Raw genomic sequence first — 23,354 nt, forward strand, 5'->3', positions numbered from 1 at the left:
GCGCGGGTTCGGCGCCGGAAGATGTCTACGGTCGAATGGCTGCCGGCTTCGCACGGCGCGCGGCATAGAGGCCGGCCGCTGCCGCCACGGCGACCAGGGCAGCGAAGACCATCAGCTTCTGCGGCGTCGCGCCCTGCGGGCCGAAGGCGACGAAATACATGGTGCGGCCGGGAATGAAGGTCAAAAGCCCAGTAATGATCATCCCGAAAATGTAGGTGCCCTGCATGATGCGGCGGTGCGCGGCAATGTTGCCGCCGCGCGCGGCGCGTACGCCGCGCCACAGCATCACCAGGACCAAGAGCGACAGAAGGTGGATCGGGCTGAACGGTCCCCACAGCCGGATCGTCCAGATGAACAGGCCGGAGCCGGCGACCGTCGCCATCAGCACCGCCCAGACTCGCCCAAGCGCCCGGTGCAGCCGGTCGCCCTTGCGGCGCCAGAGCTGCACGGCACCGAGCAGCAGCGCGGCGATGGCGATCAGCGCATGGAGCTGGATGACGGGCGAGGCATGAAGCAATGGGCTGAGCGACATCTTTGGTCTCCGCAGGATGGCGGATTATGGCCGACCATCCCGCAACAAAACAGCCCCGCATGCGGGACTGTTTTGCATCGCTGGGCGATGACGCGTCTAACTCTCTGCTTTACGCAATTCCCAAGGGGAAGCGCCATGCGCTTCCCCTGGGAAAACCGTTGCACACTTTCCTGGAATTACTTGCTGCCGCCGTTTTTCTTCACGCTGCTGCAGAATTCCGGATGGGTGTTGGTGGGGTTGGCGTTCTTGGACTCATCCTCGCAAGCCGTCATCATCATCTTCTGGTCTTCCGGTGTCATCGCCTTCCAGGCTTTGACGAAATCGTCATCGCCGCGCAGCGTCTTCATGCTGGAGTCGGTGTAGAAGGGCTGCATCTTGGCCGGGTCGTCGAGCGCGGAGGTGCCAGTGTTACCCGCGGCGAGAGCCGAACCGGCGACCATCGAAAGCGCCACGGCGCTGAGACAGATCATCTTGATCTTCATGATAGGTTCCTTCCCTGTTGCTTTATGATCGTCTAAGCAACGATCAAAGGCGTAACGAAAGCATTTGGGTGAAGGTTCCAGTGCGTGGCGTGGAATGAGCTATAATTTCCAAAAAAGCATCTTTTATAAGCTATAAATCCTCCAAGACGTCTATCGTATATCCAAATTAAAGCTTTGCCAGTCGCAGAGTTGCCGCAGGAAAACCTGCCGCTAACGCGAAACGCGGCTGCCGCTGGGGCCGCTCGGACGTCGCAGCGTCCGGCCGATTTGAAACTTCCCGACTCCCTGATTGTTCCGTGCCGCCGCCCGCCGCTGCCTCAAAAAAAGGCCCCACCGGCATAGCCGGCGGGGACATAGATCGGAGGTCTGCGATCGCCTTGGGAAGGCGATGCCGGCAGCAACGAGAACGGCGCGCGAAAAGTTTCAGCGGTGGCCGGTGATATCGAAGCCGGCCCCAGCCTTTCGCTGCCCGGGTGTCGTGCCGCGCCCAGATGGTTCGCCACCGCCAGGAGCACGATCGACAGGGCCATCATCAGTGTCGCGGCGGCGGTGAGGCGGGCGAGAGTTTTTAGCGCAGGCGATGAACGTTTCGAGCGGCATGGTGCGCTGGCCGGCACCGCACCACGACGGCCCGAGGCCGCCGCTCGTCGTTTCTACGAAACATCTCCACCTTGGCGCGGCTGGATCAGCGTGCGCGCGGCGTCCGCTCCGGCCGCGAGGATGCGGTTGGACAATTCCGTTCCTTCCACCGCACGGGCCAATTGAAGGGCGCCGATGAGCGCCGCGAAGATGCCCAGCGCCACGCCCTCGGGATCACGGGTGTGCGGCGGCATGTCCGCTGCCAACTGGCGCACCAGCGTCATCAGGCCTTCGGTGTAGAGGCCGCGCGTCTCGGCCGGCTGACGGGCGATTTCCGGCAACAGCGCCGCCGATGCGCAGCCCGTCTCTGGGTGATCGCGATGCTCCGATGACAGATACATGGCCATGGCCAGTTCCAGCCCGCCCGAGGCCAATGCCTCCCGCAATTGCCGCGATTGGGTCTCCAGTGCCGATGCGATGCTCTCGCGGACAAGGTCGGCCTTGGACTGGAAGTGCGGATAGAAGGCGCCGTTCGTCATTCCGGCGTCGCTCATGATGCTGGCCAGCCCGGACGCGGCGATGCCGTCGCTTCGGAAGCGTTGCGCGGCGACCTCCATGATGCGGCTGCGTGATGCGTCCTTCCGGCCCTTGTCGTAGCGCATGATGGCTCCTTTTCATTTTTCTCATTGCATTATGAGCATAATGTGATATTATGATCGTAATTCAATAATCGCCGACAGGCAATACCACTCGAGTTTGGAGTTACCAGATGAACCGGAATTCCGGAAAGACCGCGATCGTGACCGGCGCCTCCTCTGGCATCGGCCGCGCCAGCGCCGAAGCCTTGGCGCGGGCCGGCTTCACTGTTTTCGGCACAAGCCGCAAGCCCACCAGCCAAAGCCCGGAAGGGGCGTCGATGCTGGTTTGCGACGTGACCGACGACGCGTCCGTCGCCTCGCTGGTTTCGGCTGTCCTTGGCAAGACCGGCCGGATAGACCTCCTGGTGAACAATGCCGGTATCGGGCTGCTGGGCGGCGCGGAAGAGTCCTCGGTCTCGCAGTCAAAGGCCCTGTTCGACGTCAATCTGTTCGGCGTGATGCGGATGACCAACGCGGTGCTGCCGTCGATGCGGCTACGCGGCGAGGGGCGCATCGTCAATATCGGGTCGATCCTGGGCCTGGTTCCCGCGCCGTACTCGGCCCATTATTCCGCCGTCAAGCACGCGCTCGAAGGCTATTCGGAATCGCTCGACCACGAGGTTCGCGCTTTCAACATACGCGTCTCGGTCATCGAGCCGGCGTTCGTGCGCACCGTGTTCGACCAGAACGGGTTCGAGCCGGATTCCGTCATCAAGGAATACGATCAGGCGCGAGCCGGGGTCGACGCATTGCTTCGCGACGTGATGCCGAAGGCCGATCCTCCGGAAGTGGTGGCGAAGGTCGTTCTCACGGCCGCCACCGACAGGCATCCGCGACGGCGCTACACCGCCGGCAAGGCAGCCCGGCAGGTGAGCATATTGCGCCGGTTCGCGCCCGCCGCGATGTTCGACAAGACCTTGCGCAAGCAGTTCCGCCTGCCGGCCTGAACGAAGCGGCGGATCACGCATATGCGACACGCAACCACGACCCATCCGGTCAGGCCCCACAACAGGGAGGCGCCAAGCATGACATATCCATTCAGCTCACACGCCTTGTTCCAGGACGTGCCGACGCGCGCCATCGACGTCGCGGGCACTGAATTCGTCTACCGCGAACTCGGCCCGAAGAGCGGCGTGCCAGTGATCCTGCTCAACCATCTGGGCGCGCAATTGGACAATTTCGACCCCCGCATCGTCGATGGCCTCGCCGCGAGCCGGCGGGTGATCGCCTTCGACAATCGCGGCGTCGGAGCATCGGCCGGCAAGACGCCGGCCACGATCTCCGCGATGGCGCGCGACGCGGTCGCCTTCATCAGGGCGCTGGGGTTCGGCCAGGTCGACCTTTTCGGCTTCTCGCTTGGCGGTTTCGTGGCGCAGGAAATCGTGCTGACCGAGCCGCTGCTCGTGCGAAGGCTCATCCTGGCCGGCACGGGACCGGCGGGCGGCCAGGGCATCGACAAGGTGACGCCGCTGACGATCGTCGACATGATCAAGGGCGCTCTGACCTTCAAGGATCCGAAATACTACCTGTTCTTCACCACGACGCCGAACGGCCGCCGCGCAGCGAGGGCCTTTCTGGATCGCCTGCAAGAGCGCAGGAGCAGTCGCGACAAGCCGTTCTCGATCAGCGCTTTCAGAGCGCAGCTTAAGGCGATCAAGGCCTATGGACTGCAGGCGCCGCAGGATTTGGGTGCCATTCGAGCCCCCACCCTGGTGGCGAATGGGGACCACGACAGGATGGTGCCGAGCAGCAACACCGTCGATCTCGCCCATCGCATTCCGGGGGCGCAACTGATCATCTACGCCGACGCCGGACATGGCGGAGTCTTCCAGAACCACGCAGACTTCGTCCCCAAAGCACTGTCATTCCTCGAGGCATGACGCCTTGCCGACCGGCCGGTTTCGTACCGGCCATCGAGACCATTTTAGAAAGAAAACATGATGAAAGCCTTCGTTGTCGACAAGTATCAAAAGAAGGGCGCCTTGCGCCTTGCCGAAATGCCGGAACCTGAGTTGCGGGACAATGATGTCCTGGTCGAGGTCCACGCCGCCGGTGTGAACCTTGTCGATTCCAAGCTGCGGGATGGAGAGTTCAAGCTGATAGTGCCCTATCGCACGCCCTTCATCCTGGGCCATGACGTGGCGGGGATCGTCGTGCGGGCCGGATCGAAGGTCCGCAAATTCAAGCCAGGTGACGAGGTCTATGCGCGGCCGCGCGATGGCCGGATCGGGACGTTCGCCGAATTCATCGCCATCGACGAAGCCGACGTGGCTCTGAAGCCAAAAAACCTCAGCATGGAAGAAGCCGCCTCCATTCCGCTCGTGGGCCTGACCGCCTGGCAGGTGCTGGTCGAGACGGCCGGGCTGAAGAAAGGCCAGAAGGTGTTTATCCAGGCTGGCTCCGGCGGCGTGGGGACCTTCGCCATCCAACTGGCGAAGCATCTCGGCGCCATCGTCGCGACGACGGCCAGCGCGGCGAATACGGATCTGCTGAAGGGTCTCGGAGCCGATATAGTCGTCGACTACAAGAAAGACGATTTCGAAAAGATCCTGAAAGGCTACGACGTCGTGCTGAACAGCCAGGACGCCAAGACGCTGGAAAAATCCCTGCATGTGCTGAAGCCGGGCGGCAAGCTCATCTCCATTTCCGGTCCGCCGGATCCCGCATTTGCCAGCAAGCAGGGGCTGAACATGGTTCTCAAACTGATCATGCGCCTGCTGAGCCGCGGCATACGCGGCAAGGCCAGGCGCGCTGGTGTCGACTATTCGTTCCTGTTCATGTGGGCGCAGGGCGATCAGTTGGGCAAGATCACGTCGCTCATCGAATCCGGTGTCATACGCCCCGTCATCGACCGGACTTTTCCGTTCGAGAAGACCAACGAGGCGTTGGCGTATGTCGAAACGGGGCGTGCCAAGGGCAAGGTCGTCATCAAGGTCAGGTAGGTCGAGTCTTCAGCGAGCCGCCTGAGCTCTCTGTTTTTTCAGCTGGAAAGCCCTTGCTTCGGCTAGCCGCCCGTCGGCTCCGCGTCGATCTCGCTCAGATAAAAATCCTTGCTCGGCTGCAGATGGTCGACGCAGAGCTGCGCCAGCACCCAATTGTCCCGGCGCTTCAGCGCTTCGATCATCATGGCGTGGTGCTGGCGCGAGACGTCGAGCTTTTCCCGGTCGGCGAGCGAATTCGCCCGTACCGGCAGGCTGAGGCGCATGTAGTGTTCGATCGAGGAGACCAGATAGGCGTTGCCGCAGGCCGAGAACATGGTGAGGTGGAAGCGGTCATTGGCCTCGTGGATGCCGCGCAGGAAGCCGGCGTCGACATGGAAGCTGTAGATGCGTTGAATGTCGGTCAGTTCGGCGATCAGCGCCTCGCTGACGGGCAACGGGATCATCAGCGCCGCCTGGCGCTGCAGCATTTCGCGCACTTCATAGATCTGGCGCACCTCCCGCGGCGAGAGCCGGCGCACCATGGCACCCTTGTTGCGCTCGCGGGTGACGATGCCCAGCCTCTCCAGCTGGTAGAGCGCCTGGCGTATGGTGTGGCGCGAGACCGGGAAGCGGGCGAGCAGCACGTCCTCGACCAGGCGCGTGCCGGGCGCCAGCCGGCCGAAGATGATGTCCTCCTCCAGCACACGCACCGTATCGGCTTCCTTGCCGCCATAGTCGAAGCTGTTGAGCATCGCGAATCCCTGTGGCTCAGGGCCACTGCTTGCTGGCCCCGGGAGCAGCACTCTAGCCTTCGCGCACGAGGCTGGCCACAAGCTGGTCGAGGCGCGGGTCGTCGAGGCTGACGACGCCGCACATCTGCATCGCCTGCCGCAGGCGAATCCTGCGGACCTCCTGGCGCATGATGACCTTGACGCAGGCCGGTCCCGTTTGGGTCAGGACGAAGGCGTTGCCGACCAGGACCGGCTCCGAGAGCGGCGCCCACTGCACCGTCATGATCGACGGCTCGCCAGTCTGGCGGCGGTTGATGCCGGCGAAATAGATCCAGTTCAGCCGCGAGATGGCCACGCCATAGTGCCACCCCATTACCCGTGCTCCGCCCTGGCGGTGGCCTTCGGCCCAACGGGTCACGCGCCTGAAGGTCACCAGTTCGGCCTCGCGCCGCACGAAGGTGACCGACCGCATCACGAGGTCGGGACGGTCGGGAACCGCGAAATAGGTGAAATAGGTGCCGCCGGCGATGGCCGGCGCTGGACCGCGCACCATGTTCTCGTAAAGCGTCTGGTGGATGGGCATTAACGCCGGCGGTGCGGTTTCGGGGACTGGCGGCGCGCGATACAACTCATCCTCGCCGACCCGGAAATAGTCGCATATCAGCTTGGCGGTCGCCTGGTTGGGCACACTCTTGCCCTGCAGGTAGCGCTCGAATTGAGAGCGATTCATGGGCAGGCCGCGGCATACGGCCGCCACCGATGCATGGCTGCTGACCAGCCGTCTTAGGTTGGCGGAAAGATTCTTGCGAATTGGCACGACATCGCCCCTCGCGACAGACGTACGAACCTTATTAAAGCAGATGCTTATATTGCGGCAATCTTGCACATCACGAGGATTTAGCGAATGGGACCTTTGGCCAATAAGCCGGGCGGCGCCCGCCAATCGCCATCTGCCAACATGCTTTTGATGCCTTTCTCAAGGCAGTGCACGTTCGAGCACGGCAATCCGCCTTTCGGCCTCCAATTGCGCGACCTGCATGAGCGTGTCGATTTCGGTGAGTGCCTCGATATGGCGCGCATCGATGACCGCTTTTCGAGCGACGGTCAGGCAGCCCCTGACGATCCGCAAGGTCTCTACAATGTTGGGTTGTTCCGACACGGTCAGGCCCTCCTTTGCTTACAACCCTGAAGCGGTGCCAACGTTCCACAGCGAATCGACACGCTATTGCCCGGCAACAGTGCCGGACAGAACGCGCGCCACTCACTCGTCTCTCCAGATGACCCGCTTTACCCACCTGATCTCGACCAGGCGCCGGAACCGAATGGTGACCGCCTCCTGGCCCACCGCGTGGAACAGCTCTGCATTGATGGATTCCTTGCTGCCGCATTTTTCGCAGCGAACTCGCGCCCTGACGTCGTCGATGCTCACATTGCCGATGATCTCTCTGAGCTCCCTGGGCTTGTAGAAGCGCTTGATGTTGCAATGCCCGCATCGGATGCGCGCAATCTGACCTGCGTCATGGGCATGCATCAGCGTCCATGGGACGCCCTTCGGCCATCTGTCAGGTTGATCAGGCATGGCTTAAATGAGGAAAATATTCCTCATTCGTCAAGAGCCCGAAGCGGAAACCTACCCGATTTCGCCTGCCACCGGCACCGTAGCCACAGGCCCCGATCGGGCATTCTCGTTACACGCTTTCAGGACGCACGGTCTCCACCAGGAGTGACCCAGCTGGAAGCGGGCGTAGCAGTTCGGTTTCCGGCTTTGTCAGGTCGATCCAGGCCGCCCAATTCTCGGGCTCGAGCACGACGACCTGGCGATTGTGGTAGGGCGCGACATCGGGGCCCGGATCCGTCGTCAGCATGGTGAAGGTGGGCGGTTTGTTGCCCGCGCCTTCCCGCCAGAGCCCGGCTATGGCGAGGAAGGGAGAACCGTTGAGCGAGAACCGATGCTTCGCCTTCGGATATTTGGTGCCGGTGAATTCGAAGAAGCCGGACGCCGGAACCAGACACCGTTTGCTGTTTGCGAATTGCCGGCCTTCGGAGCGGAAGTTGAACACCGGCCCGCCCTTGGGGCCGGCCGGTGGGAATCCGAATGTCATCGTGGCCAATTCGATCGCGTCGCCACCGGCGGCGGCGCGCATGATGGGAGCCGGATCGTTGATGCGGATGTCATCGGCCTGGGGCAGATCGAGTTCGCTCTGCTGGACCGGCACACGCAACGCCAGGGATTCCATCATCCGGCAATATTCGGCCCAGGCTACATGCTGTTCATAATCGTTGCACATGTGGATCAAGTCCCGTGTGGAGATTGAGTTCCGGAACCAATGTCGGCCTTGCCAAGTTGGCTCACAGGAGAAAAGCCATGCCAAGATACCAGATCGACGAGATGCAGGGCGACTCGCTGACCGCATCTCACATTGCCAGTGGTGACACCGCGCTCGATGCCGTGAGAAAAGTCACCAGCGGGCCGATATCGCGAAGAGCGTTGCAGAAACACTGGTTTCGCGTGGTTGATGAGGCCGAGGGCAGTGTTTTCGAATACAGCTACGACAGCGATCCCGAGGAACGCTGAGGTCGCTTGCAGGCGCTTTCGCACCAATGCTTCGAGCCGATCGAGCATCTCTCCAAAATGGATAGAGCAGCCGGAACCCGGCATCGATACGGAAGTTGTGGCAGGCCTCCAACTTCTCGAAAGCATGTTCATGGAAAAAACCTTCAACCGCATGGCTGGCGCCGTTGCTCATGCCACCGGAAGGCCGTCGGCTTTCGGCCTGTGCCTTGGATCCGTGTTGATCTGGGCGGCTACCGGTCCGATCTTCCATTATTCCGAAACCTGGCAGCTGATCATCAACACCGGAACCACGATCATCACCTTCCTGATGGTCTTTCTCATCCAGAACACCCAGAACAGGGACGGCGCGGCCATCCAGGCCAAGCTCGACGAACTGATACGGTCCGGTCAGGCAAAGAACGACTTTATCGGTATCGAGCACCTCACGGAGAGGGAGGTGGAGGAGTTTCGCTCGCTGTGCGAGCGAGCCAAGACGGCGGCGTCAACGAACCCCTAGAGCGCTTTCGAAGCAGTCCGACCGGCTTTGAGCGCCTTCGCCGCAGGCCGGTGGGAAGACCGTTTCGCGCTTTTCCCGGCGTTTGTTGCAGCCGGGGGCGCCTCGTTCGTCGAGACGGACGAAGCCCGCTTTTCTATGTCTTTCAGCTCCGCATCGATGGCGTTGGGCGAAGCATGTTCCAATCCGACCACCTCATTGCGGGCGGTGTCCAGGGCGACGATTATCTCGTTGAGTTTTGCTTGCATGGCCGCGGTGTCGCGGTAGTTCTGGATGAGCACCACGCCCGTCAGGCACATCGCCGAAATCGATATGATGTAGGTTCCAAGGGTCGTGCTGGTGAACAGCGCACAGACGAGGGCGGCGACCAGCATCACGTAGAAGCCCGGCGGCTTGGAGAAGAATTCGGCGAGGGCATATAATGGTCTATCCACCCAAATCTCCGCCGAGGATGAAAGAGCCCGCCATCCGAGGTAGGCGGCGGGCTCGTTTGCGATCGCACCCCTGCCTGGGGCAGCCGATTGCACTAGCTGACGTAACCTCCGCGAAAGCGACAGGTTCCGGCCGGTCGGAAATAAAGACCGGATCTATCCCAGCTTTACCTTCGGTTCTCGCGCCCAGAAGCGCAGGTCGCCGAGCCTGGCCACGAAGCCCGATGCGTCCTTGGCGGATGCCAGCGCGATGACCGCTTCGTCCTCGGCGACGCCAGCCTTCGTCAGCAGTGGCGCCGCCGCCTCGACGAAGCCGATGAACTTGCAGTGCGCGAAGGCGTCGGCGACGAAGTCGCGGGCGGTGGATTCCTTCAGCAGATCTGCCATTGCAGCTTTTGCCGGCAACAGCGCGACCGCGTCGTAGAGAACCGACGGCGCGCCCGCGATCATCTGGTGGGCCTCGATCCAGCTGCCGTCGCTGGCCTTGGCGCCGCCGACCTTCGGCGCGATGATCTCGAAACTGGCGCCGGCCTTTGCCAGCGCCTGCTTCAGGGCATTCAGCAAGGCCGCGTCGGTTCCCTCGGTCACCAATATGCCGAGCTTGCGGCCCTCGAAACGGCCGGGGCCGTTCTTCAGGATGCTGAGCGCATCCGATGCAGCGACATCCCTGCGCGTCGGCACCGCCGCGTCGGCGGGATTCGGCATCGCCTTCAGGCCGAGCCCATCCGCCACCTTGCGGGCCAGGCCGTCATCGATGTTGAGAAGAGGCGATACGATGCGCTCGCGGATGACGGGCGTCTGCACCTTGCTCAGTTCGAAGGTCAGCGCGGCGGCGATGTGGCCTTGTTCCACGGGGTCCTGGCTGATGTAGAACTGGCGCGCCTGGCTGTAGTGATCGGCAAAGGTCTCCGACCGCAAACGCGCCTTCGGTCCGGCTTCGACTTCGGTGAATGAGCGGAAGCCTTTCGACGGGGATTCACGCGGACCCTCGTCCCATGAATTGGGCTGGTAGTTGGCGCGGCCAACCGGATTGCGCATCGCCATGTGCCCATCCTGCTGGAAGTGGTGGAAGGGACATTTCGGCGCGTTGATCGGGATATGAGTGAAGTTGGTGCTGCCCAGTCGTTTGATCTGCGTGTCGAGATAGGAAAAGTTGCGGCCCTGCAGCAGCGGATCGTTGGAGAAGTCGACGCCGGGCGGCACGTTCTGCGTCATGAACGCGACCTGCTCGGTCTCGGCAAAGAAATTGTCGGGCATGCGATCGAGCACCAGGCGGCCGACGGCTATGGGCGGCAGGATTTCTTCCGGGATGAGCTTGGTGGCATCGAGCACGTCGAAGTCGAAACTGTCGGCGAATGCCTGGTCGAACAATTGCAGCTGCAGTTCCCACTCCGGAAAGTTGCCGGCCTGGATCGATTCCCAGAGATCGCGGCGATGGAAATCGGGGTCGGCGCCGTTGATCTTCACCGCCTCGTTCCAGGCCACGGATTGCAGCCCGAGCTTCGGCTTCCAGTGGAATTTGACGAAGGTGGACTCGTCCTTGGCGTTGAGCAGCCGGAAAGTGTGGACGCCGAATCCCTCCATGAAGCGGAAGGAGCGCGGGATCGCCCGGTCCGACATCACCCACATGATCATGTGCATGGACTCGGGCGTCAGCGAAATGAAATCCCAGAAATTATCATGCGCCGATTGTGCCTGCGGGAAGGCGCGATCGGGCTCCTCCTTCACCGCATGCACCATATCGGGGAACTTGATCGCATCCTGGATGAAGAAGACCGGTATGTTGTTGCCGACAATGTCCCAGTTGCCCTCCTGCGTGTAGAGCTTGACGGCAAAGCCGCGCACGTCACGCGCCAGGTCGAAGGAACCCTTGTTGCCGGCGACCGTGGAGAAGCGCACGAATGCCGGCGTTTTTTCGCCGGCGCGCTGGAAGATGTCGGCGCGCGTATATTTGGCCAGCGATTCATAGGTTTCGAAATATCCGTGCGCGCCATAGCCACGCGCATGGACGACGCGCTCCGGGATGCGCTCGTGATCGAAATGGAAGATCTTTTCGCGGAAATGAAAGTCTTCGAGCGCGGTTGGTCCACGGGCACCGATCTTCAGCGAGTTCTGATCGTCCGACACCGGCCCGCCCTGGGCGGTGGTCAGTAGCGGTGTTGGCCCGGCTGCGGTCTGGTGCAGTTCGCCGCCTTCGCCGCGCAGCAGTTTCTGATCGTGGATGGTGGCGGCGGTGCCGGCCGGTTTGGATGCTTGCTTCGCCATGACTGAAATTCCTCGAGGGTCAAATGCGCGCGCTGCGCTGGCTCCTCAATCTCTGGAATGGCGATGCGTTCCCTGCCGATTTCAAATCCTGACATCAAGAAGGCCGCCGGGTCGCACGGCGGCCTTTGCCTGTCTTCGAACACGAAAAACCTCAGAGGTTTTTGTTGATCGCGGCGGCGGTCTTGTTGGTGGCGTCCTTGACGGCGGACTTGGCGTCGCCGACGGCCTTCTGGACCTTGCCCTTGGCTTCCTGTGCGGCGCCTTCGGCCCGCAGGCGGTCATTGCCGACGGCCTTGCCGACGCCTTCCTTGGCCTTGCCGACAGCCTGATTGGCGAGACCCGATGCTTTGTCGCTGGTGCTTCCCATGGCGTGTTTCCTTTCGCGGATTGTTGCCTGACCGGCGAGCACCAACGTCGCCTTGTCGGGAAGGTTCCGCGCCCTCGAGCAAGCAGGCAACGAAAAGGCCCGCCACCGACGCGACTCGTGACGGGCCTTCTGGAGTAGGCCGGGCGTCCCACCGCCCAGCCATTTCACAAACCTGTCAGCGGGACGATCGTTCCATCACAACAAAAAGCCCGCCATCTCGGCGGGCCTTGCGGATCTCGTTCCTCGAGCTTCAATTATTCGACCGGCCTTCGATTCAGATGCAAACCGAGGTGCAGGTGCCCGCGGTAACCGCCGAGAGCTTCTGACGCTTGAAAAGTGTCGGCTTCCGGTAGGTTTTTTCATGCATTCCCCCGTTACGTGAACCCACCAGAGGTAAGCGCATGCCGGCGAATTTTGTCAACCGAACTACAAAATGGCTATTTCATAAAAAAACCCCGCCGGCGGTGCGCCTGGCGGGGCTTTGATTGGCGGAGTATCGGATCGAATGGGAGACGATCCGGATCATAAACGCAAACGCCGCGCGGAAGTTCCGCTCGTTGGTGACCGGATTATCGCAGTCCGCGTGTCGCGGCGCGCAGGATGATCGCACGCGCCTGCCGGCCTTCGGGCGTGGGCAGACCGGGATAATTGTGCGGCTGGCCCTTTCGCAGGTGAAACTCGACCGGCACGCCCGCCGCGCGCGCCTTTGCGGCCAACTCGATGCTGTCGGGATAGAGCATGTCGCGCGTGCCGGAGAAGACGAGCATCGGCGGCAGGTCTCGGAAATCGCCATTCAGCGGGCTGACATAGGGATGGGTGACATCCAGGCCACCGGCATAGAGACGAGCGCCTTCGACGGTTCCAGGAATATCCAGCAGGGGATCGCGGGCGGCGATCGCTTTCCGCTCCGGGTTGTCCAGCGAAGCATTCACACCGGGCGAAATCAGCACCAGTCCATCGGGTTGACGGTATCCCTGGTCGCGTAGCCATTGCGCCGCTGCCAGCGCCAGCCCGGCACCCGCCGAATTGCCGATCACGATCACCTTGGCATGTTCGGCCTCCCGCAGAACCTTGCGCAGCAGCAGGCCGGTCGCCGGTACGACATCGCCGGCGGTGGCGGCCGGCGCCAGCGGATAGATGGGGACGACACAGCGGCTGCCGTCGCGGGTGAGAAGGCCGATGAAACGCCAATGCGCGCGCGCGATCTCATGGATGTAGCCACCGCCATGCAGGAACACCACGATGTTGCCGCCATCCGGCCTGATGCGCGACGCCGTGTGATAGACGGGCCAGCCCGCCCCATGCATCAACGTTACCTTGAGGCCGCCGCCAAGGCCCTTCGGCCTGTGCGAGGCCGGGCGCAGCGCCAGCCGGTGGGTGGCATCGCGCACGGCCGCCGCGGTGGCCAACCGCTTCTTCACGCGCAGAAGGCGCAGCACGGCGCAGATACAACGGCTCCGCCAACTTGGTGGCGTATCGTCCGGGGTTATGTCGCATGGGACGCCCGTGCGCCGTTCGTGATCTGAAGATAGCTTGCCGATGTTCATTGCCATGGCCTGTCCGAATTCGGTTGGTTGCCTGCTTGGCGGATCATGGCGTCTGGTCATTCGCCGCCGTCGGCAGCTATAATACGAGCGATTGCTCGTATTCTCCTACTCGCATTCGGACCGCAGGCCATGGCGCGAAAGCCGCTGACCAAACCCAGGAAGACCGCAACCCAGGAGCGCGCGCGCGTGACGGTCGACGCGCTGGTCGAAGCAACCGCTCGCATTCTGGTCAAGGAAGGGTTCGACAAAGCGAGCACCAACCGGATCGCCGAAGAGGCGGGTGTCAGCGTCGGTTCGCTCTATCAATATTATCCGAGCAAGGAGGCGCTGGTCGCCGCCGTCATCGATCGCCACAATGACGAGATCATGAAAGTCGTGACCGCCGCCTTCGCTGAGGTCGCGCCGCTGCCGGTCGATCAGGCGGTGCGCCGGCTGGTCGCGGTGGCGATCGAGGCGCACCAAATCGACCCCAGGCTGCACAGGGTGCTCGCCGAACAGATCCCGCGCACCGGACGGCTGGCCGATGTCGAAGCCTTCGGCCGGCAAACCTATGCAATGTTCAGCGCCTATCTCGAGGCCCATCGTGACGAGTTGCGCATGGCCGACCTCAACATGGCGGCGTTCGTGTCGGTGACCTCGATCGAGGCGTTGGCGCACACGGCGGTGCTGAATGGGCCGCAAAAGCTCGGCCGCGACACGGTGCGGGAGCTGGTCGACGAGGCGACGCGGCTGGTGGTGGGGTATCTGCTGTAGCGGCGACGCGCGGCTATTATGCGCCCGCATTGGCGACTGCATTTTTGACATACCCAAGCGGCCGGCGATAGGGTTCCAATTTCTGGTGGCAATGGGGATAGTCGCCTTGGGCTGGCAATCTATAGCAAGGGGCTGGCGGCGGTTCTGGTCACGCAGGGTTGTGGCGGAGTATACAGTCAAAGCCCGTTACATGACGCTCTCGTTCAAAATCTACCAGGTCGATGATGGGGAGCGGACGTGCCGCATGAGCATTTTCGCAGGTAGCGAATCGTACTCCTCCCCAATACGGACAGATGACCTCGATCTTCTTGTCAAAGCCGCTCAGGAGGCGAGGGCGCAGCTTGGCGCCTAGCGTTTTAAGCAGGCCTGCGGTGCGCTATGGTGCGCGTCATAGGGAAGGCGAAGCGGAATCAAAAGCAGGCGATTGAACCTCCGATAGAACGCCGGCTTGAAGCAGAAGCCGCCTATTATGCCCAAAAGTGCGAGATCACCATTCAAGAGCTGCCCAGCTTATCCGGGACGCCCACAAACCCAGGCTTTCAATTCCTGTCAGACGGCTTGGAGCGCATCCTCGATACCGTCTCGCGCTCGGCGCGCTTGGAGCGCAGCGGCGGCAGGCCACGGTCGATCAGGTCCATGTCCTCCAGCACCATGTCGCCCATGCGCTTGAAGGCGATGTCGAGCGCGCCGGCGCGGTGGGCCGAGCGCAGGAAGCCGGGCAGGGCGCGAACCGGATGGTCGCCCGCCAGCGGTTCTTCCGGGAAGACGTCGCTGGCGGCGACGATGTGGCGGCTTTTCACCGCCGCCATCAGAGCGGGGAAATCGACGACACCGGCGCGGCTGAGCAGGATGAAGGCGGCGCCCTTGCGCATCGAAGCGAAGGCGTCGGCGCCGAGAAAGCCCTGGTTCTCCGAGGTCACCGAGGCGACGACGAAAACGAAATCGCTCGATGTCAGGACCTCGTCGAGAGAAGCCGGCTCGACGCCATTGTCGATCAGGATCGACGGCGGCAGCCAGGGGTCGAAGACTTTGGTGCGGGTGCGGAACCCGCCCAGCAGGCGGTTCAGCGCGCGGCCGAGGTCGCCGAAGCCGATGATGCCGACATCGGCGCCCGACAAAAGCCGCGCCGTCTGGTTGCCGTCGCCGCCCCACCGCTCCTCGCCCTTGCGGAAGGCGAGGTCGGCGTCGACGATGCCGCGGGCAAGGTTGAGCGCCATGGCAAGGCCGAGCTCGGCCACCGGCTCGGCGAAGACGAGACCGGTGGTGACGACATGGATGCCGCGTGAAAACAGCGTCTCGTAAGGCATGTTGTTCAGGAGGTTGCTCTCGACATTGAAGACGCAGCGCAAGGCCTTCATCCGCTCCAGCGTTTCGGGCGAGATCGGCGGCTGGCCGACGATATAGCGCGCCTCTCCCAGCACATCGGCCGGCAGGCTGGCGACACCGTCGGCCGTGGTTTCGACGATGCGGTATTTCGCCTTGAGGCGCGCCAACTGCGGCGGCGTGAAGATCAGTTCCAGCGAGCGCGGTTCCGGCGCGCTGATGACCAGCGGCAAATCCTTGTCTGACATGACGATTCCTCCCGGCGCGATGCTACAGGCGCGTTTTTGCTTTGCCCATGTCGTTATCCCGAAATCGCCGTGGACTTGCGGAGGACATCTGGCTCGGCGGCTAAAATACCGCCGATGAACCGATTTACAACTGCGAAAAATCGATTTACTCGTTTCTTCGGCGGACAGAAATGCTCTGTCCGCGCCTCGGGAGGAGGAGCAATGGCGCACAGGCAGGACCAGCAGCGGCGTGCGTCGATCCACGACGTGGCCAGCCGTGCCGGCGTGTCGGCCGCCACCGTCTCCAAGGTCATGGCAGGCGTCACCACGGTCAAGCCCGAGAATGCGCAGCGCGTGCTTGATGCGATCGAGCAGCTGGGCTACCGCGTCGATCCGCTGGCCTCCGACATGCGCCGGGCCAAGCGCCGCATCATCGGCGCCATCATGCCGGAGTTCGAAAGCGAATTCTTCGGCCAGATGGTGAGCCAGCTGGAAAGCCTCGCCGAGCAACGCGGCTACACGCTGGTGGCGGCGTCGAGCCGCGAATCCGAAGCCCGCGAAACGGAAATCCTCGCCCGCATGCATGACTGGCGGGTGGCCGGCGTGGTGCTGGCGCCGGTGCGCAACGAGCACGGCCCGGCGGCCGCCTTCATGAAGACCAACGGCATGACCGGCGTGCTGATCGATCGCGTGCTGTCCGATGACGCCTTCGACACGGTGTCGGCCGACAGTGCGGCGGCCAGCGCCGAGGTGGCGCGCCAACTGATCGGCAAAGGCCACCGCCACATATTGGTGGTCGGCCTCGGCGAGCAGGCGGCGACGGTGCGCGCCCGCCTCGACGGGTTTCGCGCCACCGCGCTCGAACTGGCGCCGGATGTGCGCATCGATGTCGTGCTGGCCGAGACCGATGTCGAGCCGCTCAGGGCACAGCTGCGCCACTATTTCGCGAAAGGCGAACGCCCGACGGCGGTCTATTCGCTGTTTCTCAAGGGCACGCTGGTCGCGCTGTCGGAATTTCGCCGGCGCGGCTGGCACTGCCCCAATGACATTTCGCTGGTCGGCTTCGACGACGCCGAATGGATGCAGGTGACGTGGCCGGCCATCGCCGCCGTGGTGCAGCCGGTGCGGCAGATCGCCAGCCACGCGATGGAGGCGCTGTTTGCCAGGATTGAAGGCGAGGCGGGGCCGCCGACCGCGCGGCTCGAACCTTGCCAGGTCTTGATGCGGGAATCCGTCGGCTCGCCGGCCAACGGCTCCGGAACCCGACAATAGCCCGCATCGTCGGCGGCGGCGACACCAGCGCCGTGGCGGCGCACGAACAGAGAGGTCGAGATGAATATTTTTGGACTGCACACTTTCGCCATTGCCCCGATCTGGAACCTCGACCTGATCGAGCCGCAGATGGAGCGGCTGAAGGGGCTCGGCATTGGCCTGCTGGAAATCCCGCTGCTGCGCCCCGAAGAGATCGACACCAAACGCACGCGCGCTTTCGCCGAGCGGTGGAATGTCGAGCTTATTCCGTCGCTTGGCCTGCCGGCTTCACTCGATGTGGTGGCGCGGCCCGACGAGGCGCTGGCCTTCCTCGAACCGGCCTTCGGCGTCTGCGAAGCGGTGCGCAGCGCAGCACTCGGCGGCGTCACCTACGGCACGATCGGCAAGACGTCCGGTCGCGCGCCGACGGCCGACGAGATCGACGGCATGTGCCGCTTCCTGGCGCGCGCGGCGAAGGTCGCCAAGGCGCATGGGCTGAAGCTCGGCATCGAGCCCTGCAACCGTTACGAGACGCATCTGATCAACCGCGGCATCGACGCGGCGCGGATCATCGAACGTGTCGGCGCCGACAACATCTTCATCCATCTCGACACCTACCACATGCATATCGAGGAGGAGAGCTTCGCGGCCGGCTTCAAGGCGGCGGCGCCCTATCTCGGCTATGTCCACGTCTCGGAAGCCAATCGCGGCGTGCCGGGCCGCGGCATGCTGAACTGGGCGGCCTGCATGAAGGCCATGGCTGACATCGGCTACACCGGTCCGATCACGCTCGAAAGCATGAACCATGTCGATGTCGACATCGCCGGCGGGCTGGCGGTGTGGCGGCCGGTGGCGGAGAACCCGGACGATGTCATCGGTATCGGGTTGCCATTCCTGCGCGAGGAGGCGCGCAAGGCGGGGCTGCAACTGGGGTGAGGTTCAAGGCTTTGGTTGCTCCCCCGCAAAGCGGGGAAGGTCCCCTCACGCCAGGCCGGGCTCGCGCCGCGGTCCCAGATGGCGCATCTTGCGGCCGATGATCATCAGCTGGCGCGCGGTGTTGTTGCGCAGACGCCGTACGCGCCATTCCAGTCCGGTTTCAGTGGTGATCCGTTTGGCATAGATGCTCACCCGCATGCCGTCTTCATCGGAGGCCACCTTGACCGGGTCGTCATAGAAGGTGCCGATCTTGTCGGCCGCCATGCCTGGCGTTTCCAGCCAGCGCGGAATGTGAACCGAATGGAGCTGATCGACATCGATCATGACCCGCCCGATGCCGACGCCCGGCGTCGGGCATGTCGTCACGAATGCATCGCCAATGAAGACGACGCCGTCGCGGCGATGGCCTTGCGTCGTGGTCAGGCTGACCTGCCTGACCTCGACGGGGCTTGCCACTTCGAAGTTGCCGCACTGCGCCGCGATCTCGGGCATCAGTTCGCAAAGCATCTTTTGCGGTTCGGCGCGGAAGTCCCGCGTCCATTGGTCGGCGACGGTGCGATAGACGAACATGTTCGCCCGCATCCTGTCGCCGATGGGAAAGACGGTGAGGTAGGCGACGCGGTCCGAGGCCCGCTTGCCATAGCTGGTGACCGCGTGAAAGGCGCAATCGCGCCGCGAGATAGCAAGGTCGAATCCCATCGACAGCGAATGCGCCTTCGACAATTCGATGCGCTCGACACCGATGGCGCGCCGGATCGCTTCGCTGTGGCCGGTTGCCACCACCAGCAGGCGGGCATTGACGACGCTACCGTCGGCCAGCACGAGCCGCTGCCGGTCCGGTCCGGTCGAGACCTCGGTTACCTTGCCGACCGTGATCGGCACTTGCGGCGGCAAGGCATCGCGCAGGCCGTTGATCAGCGCGCCATAGGAAAATGCGTATTCCCACTTCTTTTCCCTGGCGAAGAACTGGCCGAGGCGGAAAACGTCAACGTCGGTAAACGGCGTGACGAGAGGCATCACCATCTTGTCGAGGCCGAGCTTTTCGAACAGCTGCATCTGATTTGCGCCGATCTTCTCGGCCCGGAACTCTTCGTGATGAATGCGGTGCGGATCGATCAGCGCGACCTTGCGGCCGGCCTTTCCCAGCAATGCACCCAGGGTAATTCCGGCCATCCCGGCACCAATGATCGCCACGTCGACTTCGGCCGGGGCAGCCTCGGCGGCGGCGGGGGTCTCGCTGCCCTTTCTGCTAGTCATCTTCCGTCTCCACAATCCGTGGTCGAAATATCTTTCGGACCTTCATCAACCTCAAGCAACCAGCGCGCGTGGCTGGTAGTAACGCTTGTTTAGGTTAATCACGGTGGCCTTTGTTTCCAGCGCGGCGCGATCGCCGAGCCATCGATGAACTCCAGGCCGCCCGCCTCATTGAGCGTATGCAGCTTGCGCCCATTCCATAGCGCGCCAGGAGTTAAGATCGTCTCGACGACCTGCTCCATGCCGTTCACATCGAGCTGAGCGACGCGAGCGATGCCGAGGGCGGCGCCATAGCTCCTGCGGCAATCCTGCACCGGCCGCAGCAACTGGCCGTCGCGCTCGACCATGCGTCCGGCCGGCCGTGCCGAGGCGATGTCGACCAGCACGGGATTTTTGGGATGCGGCGTCCACGGGCCGCGAAAGTCCGGCGCCGACCACAAATGCAGCGCGTCGGAGAAGGCGCCGCCGCCATCGCGGACAGTGGCGAACATCCACCAGCGGCCGCCATGCTCGACCAGCGTGGCGTCGCTGGCGACGACATCGGACAACAGCGTCGCTTCCTTGACCCATCCGCCGGGGAAGGCGGTGGCGCGATAGAGATCGACCGTGCGGTTGGCGCAGCTTTCCGGCACCATCCAGACCTCGCCGTCGCGCTCGAAGACGAAGGGATAGGAGAGGTGATAGGGCAGGTCGAGCACCGGCTCCGGGCGGCCGACCGGCCCTGCCGGACCGAACGGCACGGCGGAGATGATGGCCCGGCCCAGGCGGTGGATATAGTCCTCGACGAACAGGGTCACCTGGCCCCGATACAGGATCGGGAACGGATCGGCGTAGAAGCGGCTGCCGTCGTCGGGCAGCACCTGCCAACCCGTCGCCGGATGGGCGCGCAGGTCGTAAAGGTCGCGGCCATCGGTCTGGCGCCAGCCGACCTTCCAGTGCGGGGCATTGTAGCAGAGATGGTAGATCTTCTGGACGATGCGCCGCGCCAGCGCCTTGCCGCCTCGGATGCCAAGCTTGGCGGTGGAGGGTATCGCCGACGGGGCACCGACCGGCGCCGGCTCGGGCAGCTCGGGCAGCGCGCGCGCCGCGCCTTCCATTGCCGTGGGGTTCAGGGCCGCGACGATCAGGCTCGCGGTGCGCGCCAGCATGTCCTGGAAGGAGGCCAGCGCGATGCCGCCATATTCGGTGCCCAGGCGTCCTTCGGCGACCGTGATGCCGTTTTCCTCGATGCGGGCAATCGGCGTGCGGCCGTCGAGGATCGGCGCCAGCAAGGCGGCTTCGCCGGCGGCGCCGTCATAGGTCACGCGCCAGACCCGCGTCCCTTCCGATGCCACGTCGCCGCAGAGGTCGATTACCAGATCGGGAGAGGCCGGCGTCTGCGTGCGATAGGGCGCGAGCGCCGACAGCGGCAGGCGCTTGGCGAGACCGTCAGCCGGCAGGCCGTGGATGACCGTTTCGAGCTGGAAGAGTGCGGCGGCGCTGCCTGGAATGCCGCCTCCGGCCGGGCGTGCGTCGACGCGAACCTCGACCTGCGCCAGCGCCGCCAGGCGCTGCAGCAACAGCAGGTGAAAAGCTCTGACGCACTCGCCGTCCAGGCGCAGGCTCACTTGCATGTCGCACCCTTGGCATAGCGATGTCTTGCTGACCGGTGTTCGATATCGGGGCAGGGGAGATGGCGGCACGGCGGGGCCGGATTGAAGTGCTGCCCCATTTCCGTTCGTCTCCTGCTCGCTCGCGCCCGTGTTGGCACGCCTGTGCCTAATTACGCAAACTCCGTGCCAAGAATGCGTAAACGCCGGGCCGAAATTCGGAAGAGCTCCCAACATAATTAACAGTGTTTTAACAGTTGGAGGCATAGCTAGGTCGAAGCTGCAATTTAGACTTGCAGGCACATGGAGTGTTGTCGGAGCGACCGTTGCAATCATCCCTGCTCTCGTTGCCGCAACAAGACGCTCCGGAGGCAATTCAATATGCCCCGGAGCCAGTGCCTATGACGTCCCATGCATCCTCGACCGTCGAGCTGGGCGACCTGAAACGCATATTGGTGCGCCGCCGTTTCCTGATCCTCATGACCGCCGCGCTGCTGACGCTCGGGACGCTCGCCTACGGATTGCTCACGCCGGCGCTCTATAGCTCGGTGGCGGAAATCCTCGTCGACCCGCAGGACCTCCAGGTGGTCACCAACGACGTCAATCCGAGCCGTGTTCCGCCCGATGGCGGCATCACCATGGTGGAGAGCCAGGTCAGCGTCGTCCAGTCGAGCGGCGTGCTGCTCAAGGCCATCGCGGCAACCAACTTGACCGAGGATCCGGAATTCAACGGGCAGGGCGGGCTGGTGAGCCGCCTGCTCGGCGGCTTGCTGGGCTCGGGCTCGGCCGAAACCGACAGAACGGGGAAGACACTCGATGCACTGCGCCGGGTGCTGGCGGTGAAGCGGGCCGACAAGGTGCTGGTCCTCGACGTCATCGTCACCGCCAAGAGCGCCGACAAGGCGGCCAAGCTCGCCAACGCCATCGCACAGGCCTACCTGGCCGACCAGGCGAGCGCGCGCGCGAAGATGGCCACCGATGCTTCCGATTCCATCACCGCGCGGCTGGACGAGCAGCGCAAGCGCGTCCAGCAGGCCGAGAACGCGGTGGAGGCCTACAAATCCGCCCACAACATGGTGATGGCGGCAGGCAATCTGGTCAGCGACCAGGAACTGACCGAGATCAACACGCAGCTCTCGGCCGCGCAGAGCCGCACCGCGGCGCTGAAGGCGCAGGTCGACCAGCTGCGCCGGTCCGGTGGCGTGCCGGACGCCACCTCGGAAGCCATGCGCTCATCGGTGATTTCGAGCCTGCGGGCGCAGGAGGCGACGCTTGTCGACCAGGTCTCGCAGCTCGGCACCGAACTCGGGCCACGCCATCCCTCGATGATCGCGGCGCAGCAACAGCTGCGCGACACGCGCGCGCTCATCGTGCGCGAACTCGGCCGGATCAGCGCCGCCGCCGAAACCGACTACGAGCGGGCGCTGGCCAACCAGCAGGCGCTGGAAGCCAAGGTCGCCGGCATGAAGAGCAAATCGCTCGACACCGACCAGGCTTCGGTCAAGCTGCGCGAATTGCAGCGCGACCTGGAGGCCGTGCGTTCCGTCTATGCCACCTATCTGCAGCGGGCGCAGGAAACGCGCGAGCAGATCAATGTCGACAGCACCAATGCGCGCATCATCTCGCAGGCCATGCCCGCCTTGAAGAAGAGCTGGCCGCCCTTGCCGCTGCTGCTGTTCGGCGCGCTCTTCGGCGGGCTGGGACTGGGCACCGCGCTGGCGCTGATCGCGGAATATTCATCGCCGACCGTGCTTTCCAGCGCGCAGATGCAATCGGCCATCGACGCGCCGGTGTTTGGCGTGCTGCCGGCAAAGTCCGGCGGCGGCCGCCGCTGGTGGCCTTTCGGCGGCGGGGCCACTGCTGCCGGGCAGAAGACGGATGCGGTCGCGGGGCTGGCGCTGAGACGCCTGTTCGCCTCCAGCCGGCGTCCGCCGAACTGGCCGCTGGTGCCGTCTGTCCTGCTGACGTCGCCACCCGAGGACGCGGCGCATCGGGGCCGCGTGGCGCGCCTTCTCGCCAATGCTGCGGCCGCCAGGGGCAGCCGTGTACTGTTTATCGACACCAATGCCGCCGGCGGCAGCAAGGAGCCGCAGCCCGGCCTGCTCGACGTGCTGCGCGGCGAATACGCCTTCGAGGCGCTGAGCCAGCACACGGCCGGCAGCAATGTCGCGGTGCTGGGCAGGGGCCGGCAAAAGGCCGTCTTCTCCGAGGCGCAGGGCGTCTATTTCACGCAGCACATGCTGGCGCAGGCAGGCCGCAATTTCGACCTCGTCGTCGTCGACGGCGGCGCGCTCGCCGACAATCTCAACGCCTCGCCGCTGGTCGCCATGGTCGACGAGATCGTGATGGTCGCGACGCTCAACTCGACGCCGATGCGCGATGTCACGGTGGCCTCGCAAGCCATTTCCGTCATGGGGCGGCTGCCGACCGGCGCGTTGCTGGTCGACGAGGCGGCCTGAC

General features: G+C 63.7%; 25 protein-coding genes. 9 read left to right on the plus strand and 16 right to left on the minus strand.

Annotated elements, in window-relative coordinates; translation table 11 throughout:
- Positions 1–25: 25 nt before the first annotated feature.
- The 4 genes from A3AU_RS0107570 to A3AU_RS0107585 all read right to left on the minus strand — a co-directional run bounded on the left by A3AU_RS0107570 (position 26) and on the right by A3AU_RS0107585 (position 2,255).
- Positions 26–532, minus strand: a complete 507-nt coding sequence (locus A3AU_RS0107570) for a DUF2306 domain-containing protein (RefSeq protein ID WP_027052259.1) — start codon at positions 530–532, stop codon at positions 26–28.
- 176 nt (positions 533–708) lie between these two features.
- On the minus strand, positions 709–1,014 hold the full coding sequence (locus A3AU_RS0107575) for a hypothetical protein (protein ID WP_027052260.1): 306 nt from the start codon (positions 1,012–1,014) through the stop codon (positions 709–711).
- A 317-nt stretch (positions 1,015–1,331) separates the two neighbouring features.
- Positions 1,332–1,547 carry a hypothetical protein gene (locus tag A3AU_RS0107580; RefSeq protein ID WP_027052261.1) on the minus strand — a complete coding sequence of 72 codons (216 nt, stop codon included), beginning with the start codon at positions 1,545–1,547 and terminating at the stop codon, positions 1,332–1,334.
- A gap of 120 nt (positions 1,548–1,667) precedes the next feature.
- On the minus strand, positions 1,668–2,255 hold the full coding sequence (locus A3AU_RS0107585; RefSeq protein WP_027052262.1) for a TetR/AcrR family transcriptional regulator: 588 nt from the start codon (positions 2,253–2,255) through the stop codon (positions 1,668–1,670).
- Positions 2,256–2,362: 107 nt separating this feature from the next.
- Between A3AU_RS0107585 and A3AU_RS0107590 the strand changes: the two genes are divergently transcribed.
- From A3AU_RS0107590 to A3AU_RS0107600, 3 genes are all read left to right on the plus strand, one after another.
- Positions 2,363–3,178: an oxidoreductase gene (locus A3AU_RS0107590; protein WP_027052263.1), complete on the plus strand. Its 816-nt coding sequence runs from the start codon at positions 2,363–2,365 to the stop codon at positions 3,176–3,178.
- Positions 3,179–3,256: 78 nt separating this feature from the next.
- The gene (locus tag A3AU_RS0107595; RefSeq protein ID WP_027052264.1) at positions 3,257–4,111 is read left to right on the plus strand and encodes an alpha/beta fold hydrolase; all 855 of its coding nucleotides are present in this window, start codon (positions 3,257–3,259) and stop codon (positions 4,109–4,111) included.
- Between the two features lie 60 nt (positions 4,112–4,171).
- Positions 4,172–5,173, plus strand: a complete 1,002-nt coding sequence (locus A3AU_RS0107600; protein WP_027052265.1) for an NADP-dependent oxidoreductase — start codon at positions 4,172–4,174, stop codon at positions 5,171–5,173.
- A 62-nt stretch (positions 5,174–5,235) separates the two neighbouring features.
- On the opposite strand, the gene A3AU_RS0107605 is transcribed toward A3AU_RS0107600, so the two are convergent.
- From A3AU_RS0107605 to A3AU_RS0107625, 5 genes are all read right to left on the minus strand, one after another.
- Positions 5,236–5,904 (minus strand): GntR family transcriptional regulator, encoded by a 669-nt coding sequence (locus A3AU_RS0107605; RefSeq protein WP_027052266.1) that lies wholly within the window; start codon positions 5,902–5,904, stop codon positions 5,236–5,238.
- A gap of 52 nt (positions 5,905–5,956) precedes the next feature.
- Positions 5,957–6,700, minus strand: a complete 744-nt coding sequence (locus A3AU_RS0107610) for a hypothetical protein (RefSeq protein WP_027052267.1) — start codon at positions 6,698–6,700, stop codon at positions 5,957–5,959.
- Between the two features lie 159 nt (positions 6,701–6,859).
- The gene (locus A3AU_RS1000000138830) at positions 6,860–7,042 is read right to left on the minus strand and encodes a hypothetical protein (protein WP_154674541.1); all 183 of its coding nucleotides are present in this window, start codon (positions 7,040–7,042) and stop codon (positions 6,860–6,862) included.
- A gap of 102 nt (positions 7,043–7,144) precedes the next feature.
- Positions 7,145–7,414 (minus strand): hypothetical protein, encoded by a 270-nt coding sequence (locus A3AU_RS0107620; protein ID WP_155765327.1) that lies wholly within the window; start codon positions 7,412–7,414, stop codon positions 7,145–7,147.
- 157 nt (positions 7,415–7,571) lie between these two features.
- Positions 7,572–8,171 (minus strand): SOS response-associated peptidase, encoded by a 600-nt coding sequence (locus tag A3AU_RS0107625; RefSeq protein ID WP_027052269.1) that lies wholly within the window; start codon positions 8,169–8,171, stop codon positions 7,572–7,574.
- 77 nt (positions 8,172–8,248) lie between these two features.
- Here A3AU_RS0107625 and A3AU_RS0107630 point away from each other — a divergent pair, with 77 nt between their 5' ends.
- Entirely contained in the window at positions 8,249–8,458 is a 210-nt protein-coding gene (locus tag A3AU_RS0107630) for a hypothetical protein (protein WP_027052270.1), read from the plus strand.
- A 130-nt stretch (positions 8,459–8,588) separates the two neighbouring features.
- Positions 8,589–8,954: a low affinity iron permease family protein gene (locus A3AU_RS01000000135065; RefSeq protein ID WP_051355322.1), complete on the plus strand. Its 366-nt coding sequence runs from the start codon at positions 8,589–8,591 to the stop codon at positions 8,952–8,954.
- On the opposite strand, the gene A3AU_RS01000000135070 is transcribed toward A3AU_RS01000000135065, so the two are convergent.
- The 4 genes from A3AU_RS01000000135070 to A3AU_RS0107660 all read right to left on the minus strand — a co-directional run bounded on the left by A3AU_RS01000000135070 (position 8,951) and on the right by A3AU_RS0107660 (position 13,567).
- Positions 8,951–9,385, minus strand: coding sequence for a low affinity iron permease family protein (locus A3AU_RS01000000135070; RefSeq protein WP_081709461.1), 435 nt, complete (start codon positions 9,383–9,385; stop codon positions 8,951–8,953). The two genes, A3AU_RS01000000135065 and A3AU_RS01000000135070, sit on opposite strands and share 4 nt — an antisense overlap.
- Before the next feature lie 153 nt (positions 9,386–9,538).
- Entirely contained in the window at positions 9,539–11,647 is a 2,109-nt protein-coding gene (gene katE / locus A3AU_RS0107645; RefSeq protein WP_027052271.1) for a catalase, read from the minus strand.
- 151 nt (positions 11,648–11,798) lie between these two features.
- A complete protein-coding gene (locus A3AU_RS0107650) occupies positions 11,799–12,014 on the minus strand; it encodes a CsbD family protein (RefSeq protein WP_019859538.1) in 216 nt (71 codons plus the stop codon).
- A 569-nt stretch (positions 12,015–12,583) separates the two neighbouring features.
- Positions 12,584–13,567: an alpha/beta fold hydrolase gene (locus A3AU_RS0107660; protein ID WP_154674543.1), complete on the minus strand. Its 984-nt coding sequence runs from the start codon at positions 13,565–13,567 to the stop codon at positions 12,584–12,586.
- Positions 13,568–13,690: 123 nt separating this feature from the next.
- Between A3AU_RS0107660 and A3AU_RS0107665 the strand changes: the two genes are divergently transcribed.
- Entirely contained in the window at positions 13,691–14,314 is a 624-nt protein-coding gene (locus A3AU_RS0107665) for a TetR/AcrR family transcriptional regulator (RefSeq protein WP_027052273.1), read from the plus strand.
- 539 nt (positions 14,315–14,853) lie between these two features.
- Here the strand turns inward: A3AU_RS0107665 and A3AU_RS0107675 are convergent.
- Positions 14,854–15,885, minus strand: a complete 1,032-nt coding sequence (locus A3AU_RS0107675) for a hydroxyacid dehydrogenase (RefSeq protein WP_027052275.1) — start codon at positions 15,883–15,885, stop codon at positions 14,854–14,856.
- Between the two features lie 201 nt (positions 15,886–16,086).
- On the opposite strand from A3AU_RS0107675, the gene A3AU_RS0107680 reads away from it, so the two are divergent.
- The gene (locus A3AU_RS0107680; RefSeq protein WP_027052276.1) at positions 16,087–17,136 is read left to right on the plus strand and encodes a LacI family DNA-binding transcriptional regulator; all 1,050 of its coding nucleotides are present in this window, start codon (positions 16,087–16,089) and stop codon (positions 17,134–17,136) included.
- 60 nt (positions 17,137–17,196) lie between these two features.
- Complete coding sequence (locus tag A3AU_RS0107685) at positions 17,197–18,051, plus strand: sugar phosphate isomerase/epimerase family protein (protein ID WP_027052277.1); 855 nt, start codon at positions 17,197–17,199, stop codon at positions 18,049–18,051.
- A 45-nt stretch (positions 18,052–18,096) separates the two neighbouring features.
- Here the strand turns inward: A3AU_RS0107685 and A3AU_RS0107690 are convergent, their stop codons facing one another.
- Together A3AU_RS0107690 and A3AU_RS0107695 are read right to left on the minus strand one after the other, a co-directional pair.
- Positions 18,097–19,308, minus strand: a complete 1,212-nt coding sequence (locus A3AU_RS0107690; RefSeq protein ID WP_027052278.1) for an FAD-dependent oxidoreductase — start codon at positions 19,306–19,308, stop codon at positions 18,097–18,099.
- Between the two features lie 98 nt (positions 19,309–19,406).
- Entirely contained in the window at positions 19,407–20,918 is a 1,512-nt protein-coding gene (locus A3AU_RS0107695) for a glucosamine inositolphosphorylceramide transferase family protein (RefSeq protein ID WP_027052279.1), read from the minus strand.
- Positions 20,919–21,295: 377 nt separating this feature from the next.
- Between A3AU_RS0107695 and A3AU_RS0107700 the strand changes: the two genes are divergently transcribed.
- A complete protein-coding gene (locus A3AU_RS0107700; RefSeq protein WP_154674544.1) occupies positions 21,296–23,353 on the plus strand; it encodes a GumC family protein in 2,058 nt (685 codons plus the stop codon).
- The last annotated feature ends 1 nt before the right edge of the window (position 23,354 follow it).

The sequence above is a fragment of the Mesorhizobium erdmanii USDA 3471 genome (genome assembly GCF_000472705.1).
Taxonomy (GTDB): domain Bacteria; phylum Pseudomonadota; class Alphaproteobacteria; order Rhizobiales; family Rhizobiaceae; genus Mesorhizobium; species Mesorhizobium erdmanii.

What these genes read in the sequence shown, in the direction of transcription:
- A3AU_RS0107620 (WP_155765327.1), bottom strand. Translation starts at nt 7,414, where the DNA reads ATGCATGCCCATGACGCAGGTCAGATTGCGCGCATCCGATGCGGGCAT.
- A3AU_RS0107630 (WP_027052270.1), top strand. Translation starts at nt 8,249, where the DNA reads ATGCCAAGATACCAGATCGACGAGATGCAGGGCGACTCGCTGACCGCA.
- A3AU_RS0107700 (WP_154674544.1), top strand. Translation starts at nt 21,296, where the DNA reads ATGACGTCCCATGCATCCTCGACCGTCGAGCTGGGCGACCTGAAACGC.
- A3AU_RS0107665 (WP_027052273.1), top strand. Translation starts at nt 13,691, where the DNA reads ATGGCGCGAAAGCCGCTGACCAAACCCAGGAAGACCGCAACCCAGGAG.
- A3AU_RS0107580 (WP_027052261.1), bottom strand. Translation starts at nt 1,547, where the DNA reads ATGATGGCCCTGTCGATCGTGCTCCTGGCGGTGGCGAACCATCTGGGC.
- A3AU_RS0107595 (WP_027052264.1), top strand. Translation starts at nt 3,257, where the DNA reads ATGACATATCCATTCAGCTCACACGCCTTGTTCCAGGACGTGCCGACG.
- A3AU_RS0107585 (WP_027052262.1), bottom strand. Translation starts at nt 2,255, where the DNA reads ATGCGCTACGACAAGGGCCGGAAGGACGCATCACGCAGCCGCATCATG.
- A3AU_RS0107685 (WP_027052277.1), top strand. Translation starts at nt 17,197, where the DNA reads ATGAATATTTTTGGACTGCACACTTTCGCCATTGCCCCGATCTGGAAC.
- A3AU_RS0107675 (WP_027052275.1), bottom strand. Translation starts at nt 15,885, where the DNA reads ATGTCAGACAAGGATTTGCCGCTGGTCATCAGCGCGCCGGAACCGCGC.
- A3AU_RS0107600 (WP_027052265.1), top strand. Translation starts at nt 4,172, where the DNA reads ATGAAAGCCTTCGTTGTCGACAAGTATCAAAAGAAGGGCGCCTTGCGC.
- A3AU_RS0107575 (WP_027052260.1), bottom strand. Translation starts at nt 1,014, where the DNA reads ATGAAGATCAAGATGATCTGTCTCAGCGCCGTGGCGCTTTCGATGGTC.
- katE (WP_027052271.1), bottom strand. Translation starts at nt 11,647, where the DNA reads ATGGCGAAGCAAGCATCCAAACCGGCCGGCACCGCCGCCACCATCCAC.
- A3AU_RS0107680 (WP_027052276.1), top strand. Translation starts at nt 16,087, where the DNA reads ATGGCGCACAGGCAGGACCAGCAGCGGCGTGCGTCGATCCACGACGTG.
- A3AU_RS0107605 (WP_027052266.1), bottom strand. Translation starts at nt 5,904, where the DNA reads ATGCTCAACAGCTTCGACTATGGCGGCAAGGAAGCCGATACGGTGCGT.
- A3AU_RS0107660 (WP_154674543.1), bottom strand. Translation starts at nt 13,567, where the DNA reads ATGGCAATGAACATCGGCAAGCTATCTTCAGATCACGAACGGCGCACG.
- A3AU_RS0107570 (WP_027052259.1), bottom strand. Translation starts at nt 532, where the DNA reads ATGTCGCTCAGCCCATTGCTTCATGCCTCGCCCGTCATCCAGCTCCAT.
- A3AU_RS0107625 (WP_027052269.1), bottom strand. Translation starts at nt 8,171, where the DNA reads ATGTGCAACGATTATGAACAGCATGTAGCCTGGGCCGAATATTGCCGG.
- A3AU_RS0107690 (WP_027052278.1), bottom strand. Translation starts at nt 19,308, where the DNA reads ATGACTAGCAGAAAGGGCAGCGAGACCCCCGCCGCCGCCGAGGCTGCC.
- A3AU_RS0107650 (WP_019859538.1), bottom strand. Translation starts at nt 12,014, where the DNA reads ATGGGAAGCACCAGCGACAAAGCATCGGGTCTCGCCAATCAGGCTGTC.
- A3AU_RS0107695 (WP_027052279.1), bottom strand. Translation starts at nt 20,918, where the DNA reads ATGCAAGTGAGCCTGCGCCTGGACGGCGAGTGCGTCAGAGCTTTTCAC.
- A3AU_RS01000000135065 (WP_051355322.1), top strand. Translation starts at nt 8,589, where the DNA reads ATGGAAAAAACCTTCAACCGCATGGCTGGCGCCGTTGCTCATGCCACC.
- A3AU_RS0107590 (WP_027052263.1), top strand. Translation starts at nt 2,363, where the DNA reads ATGAACCGGAATTCCGGAAAGACCGCGATCGTGACCGGCGCCTCCTCT.